Below are 3,768 nucleotides of genomic sequence, written 5' to 3' on the forward strand. Positions count from 1 at the left end.
CCGACGCCGCTGCGATGCAGAACGAGGCGCGCGCCCGCGCGAGCGAGGCCACCGACGCCCGCGCCGAGCTCGACGAGCGCCTCGGCCAGGCCGACCGCATCGACCCGGACGTCCGCATCGACCCGAACAGTCCCGAGCCCCGCACCTGAGCTGCCGTCGAGCTCGCTCAGCCCTGTCCCGGCAGTCCGGCCCGCGCGGCAGGGTCGTCGAGGATCGCGTCGACGACGGCCGGCGCCAGCCGGTTCGCCTGCGCCTCGTCGACTGCGTCGTCAGCGTCCCGGAGTGCACGCGCCACGAGCGCTACCAGGTCGCGCCTGGACTCCGGCGCCGCGGGGGACGACCGGCGGACCGTCGGACGGGGAGCGGGAGGCGCGGTCGGCGGTCCGGGCACCACGATGTACCCGTCCCTGACGTCGCCCAGCACGGTCATCCGCTCGTCGCCGGTGCCCCACAGCCAGGCGAGGTACGCGCAGAAGATCGCGTCGACCTCGTCCTCGACGGACCTGAGCTCGGCGACGCGTCCGGCGGCATCCACCGTCCGACGGATCTGAGCCCACCGCGGGCTCTCGTCCGTTCGCAGCACCGGCCCGCACACGCGATCGACATGGTCGAGCAGCGCACCCCACGCGTCGCGCAGCGTGTCCAGCGTGCGTCCGGGCTTGACCTTGTACGGGATGACGCGCCCGAGCCCGAACAACGCGACCATCGCCGGGTGCGGGTAGACCTCGATCGCGACGGTTCGCGAGCCGTCTGGCCTGTGGGCCGGGTCGACGTCCCATCCATGCGTACCGGCGAGCCGCGCGGCGCGGGGCGGGTCGAAGTAGGGCCGCGACCGGTTCGACGGGTGGGCACCCGCGTCGTAGCGCCCGAACTGCTGGTGCAGCAGCTGCTCTGCGCGTCGTGAGCCGGTCGCGTTCGGGACGACGATCGGCGCGTCGATGGCGATCACCGACGGACCCGCGTCCGGCGGAGCCACAGCGGTCGCGATCTCCGCGTCGGTCCGGACGGTCGTCGAACGGATGAGGCGACCGGTGTCGTCGAGCACCGCGACGCCCGTCCGTGCGCGCTCCCCCCAGGCAAGGTCGACGCCGACGTAGTGCATGCGCCGATTGTCGACACGCGGAGGCCGGCGCGCGACCCCCTCACCCGGACGGCCGGGGTGGCGCGACCGTCCCTCGATGTGCGCACACCGGGCCGCGCGGGTGATGTCGCCCGGCGGACGGGTGACGATCGCCCGTCTCCGCCGAAACCGGACAGATCGGGCGTTAGCGTCGCGGCTGCTCCACTTCCCTGCGAAAGGCCCCCGATGCGTCCGCGACGCCCGATCCTCCACCGCGCCACGGCTGCGGCGACCCTGGCCGCGGTCGCGGCCTCGCTCCTGGTCGCGGTGGGGCTCGCACCCGCGGAGGCGGCGCCGACGGGCGACGCGATCAAGGTCGTGCAGATCGGCGACTCGTACTCGGCGGGCAACGGCGCGGGCGCGTACTACGGGCCGGCGGACTGCTACCGGTCGCACGACAGCTGGGCCGCGGAGTACAGCGAGTGGCTCGCGGACCAGGGGAACCACGTCACGTTCGTGACGCGCGCCTGCTCGGGTGCGGTGTCCCAGAACGTCCTGACGGACCGCCGGATGGACTCGCACCTGGCGTACGTCCCGGGCGGGACGATCGGGCGGACCCAGGAGGAGGGCCTCGCGGCGGCCAAGGCCGCGAAGGTCTGCTCGACGAAGTACGTCGACGAGGAGTACTTCGAGTACTCGGTCGCGATCTGGGACACGGTGCGCGGCGCGTTCGCGGTGGACTGCCGGCGCTACCTGCGTGCCCAGATCGAGGCGGTCGGCCAGGACACCGACGTCGTGGTCTTCACGATGGGCGGGAACGACCTGGGCTTCGCGGACATCGTGAAGCAGTGCTTCGCGGTCGGCTTCCGCGACCCGGGCGACTGCCGCGAGAAGGTCACGGACGCGCGCGCTGGGATCGGCCAGCTCGAGGACGACCTGACCGACCTGCTGGGCCGGCTGCGGGCACGGATGCGTCCGGACGCGAAGGTCGTGCTGCTGTCGTACCCGTACCTGTCGAACACCGACTCGTTCGTGCTGCGCAGCCTGCGCGACCGGCTGCCGTTCGTCTCCGGCGACACCTACGACATCGGGCACGAGGTGCGTGCGCTCGGCGACGAGGGCGACGCGGCGCAGCGGGCCGCCGTCGCGCGGGCCAACACCGCCGCCGGGACGCCGTTCGTGTCGTACGTCGACACGGTCAAGGAGCACTTCGCGGGGCACGAGCCCGACCCGTCCGCGGCGAACCGCAACGACGACCGGTGGATCCACGAGTTCGACTCGGTGACGATGGCCGAGTGGTACCACCCGACGACGAAGGGCCACTACGAGGAGTCGACGCTGCTGCGGTCGTCGAGCGTCCCGGGACGCGTCCCGTCGGCGTCGGCGGGCAGCATCGACCTCGTCTTCGCGATCGACACGACGGGATCCATGGACTGGGTGCTGCAGTCCGTCAAGGACACCGCGACCCGCATGGTCGACCACCTCGCCGCGAGCTCCGGCTCGTACCGGTTCGCGCTCGTCACCTTCCGGGACGACCCCGTCTACACCGAGTGGGCCGGTGACTACGCCGCGCGCGTCGACCTGCCGTTCACCTCGGACCCCGACGCGATCCGCACCGCTCTGGCGGGCATGACGGCGGACGGCGGCGGCGACTGGCCCGAGACCGCGCTGTCCGGCATGCAGGCCGCGATCGACCTGCCGTGGCGCCCCGGCGTCAAGAAGGTGCTCATCCCGATCAGCGACGCCCCCGCGCACGACCCCGAGCCGATGAGCGGTCTCACGTCGGCGGCGGTGATCGCGAACGCGCTCGCGGTCGACCCGGTCGAGGTCTACCCGATCGACGTGGGCACCGGTGCGTTCGCGCCGAGCGTCGAGGCCGTCGCCGCCGGGACGGGCGGGGCGACCACGACGTCGCTCGACGTCGCCGAGACACTCCTCGACACCGTCTCGACCGCGATGGACAAGCCGTACGCGTGGGTCCAGGGGCCGTACGTGGCGCGCGTGGGCGACACGCTGCGCCTGGACGCGCGCGGCTCGTACGCGACGACCGGCGACCTCGTCTCGTTCGAGTGGGACCTCGACGGCGACGGCACGTACGACCTGACGACGTCGACCCCGACGCTCGAGCACACGTTCGGCGCGCTCGTCGACGCGTACCTCGCGGTGCGGGTCACCGACTCCGCAGGGCGCGCGAGCATCGCGACCACGCCGCTCGCGATCACGGACGACGGCGACCAGACGCCCGCGGACGTCGACGTCTGCCCGACGGTGGCCGACCCGGGTCAGGAGGACCACGACGGCGACGGCGTCGGCGACGCGTGCGACCCGTCGCCGTTCGTGCTCGAGACGGACCCGGAGGTCGTCGTGTTCGAGGCCGACGACCCGGGCGTGGTCGCGTCGTCGACGGTCTCCGGCGTGCTGTTCGAGGACGCGGACGCCGACGGGCTCCGGGAGACGGGTGACGCTCCGGCGGTCGGCGTCGCGGTGACTCTCACGGGCACCGACGCCGGTGGCGCGCCGGTCACGGCGGGTGCCGTCAGCGCGGCCGACGGCTCGTGGTCGGTCACCGGCCTGCTGCCCGGCACGTACGCGCTGGGTGCGGCAGGAGCTGTCTCCGCCCGGCCCGGTGCGCCCGTCGCGGCGTCCGGTGCCGGCACCGCCGGCGGCACTGTCGTCGGGACGTCCGTCGAGGCCGTCGTGCTGTCCGG

Annotated in this window: 2 protein-coding genes; one reads left to right on the forward strand and one right to left on the reverse strand. The window is 73.5% G+C overall.

The features are described from left to right. Nucleotides 1-166 precede the first annotated feature (166 nt). Nucleotides 167-1,102 (reverse strand): DUF429 domain-containing protein, encoded by a 936-nt coding sequence (locus HGA02_RS12790; protein ID WP_168679332.1) that lies wholly within the window; start codon nucleotides 1,100-1,102, stop codon nucleotides 167-169. Between the two features lie 204 nt (nucleotides 1,103-1,306). On the opposite strand from HGA02_RS12790, the gene HGA02_RS12795 reads away from it, so the two are divergent. Next, the coding region (locus tag HGA02_RS12795) for a GDSL-type esterase/lipase family protein (RefSeq protein ID WP_168679333.1) at nucleotides 1,307-3,768 on the forward strand (2,462 nt) is incomplete at its 3' end.

This window comes from Cellulomonas septica (assembly GCF_012396155.1).
Classification (GTDB): Bacteria; Actinomycetota; Actinomycetes; order Actinomycetales; family Cellulomonadaceae; genus Cellulomonas; species Cellulomonas septica.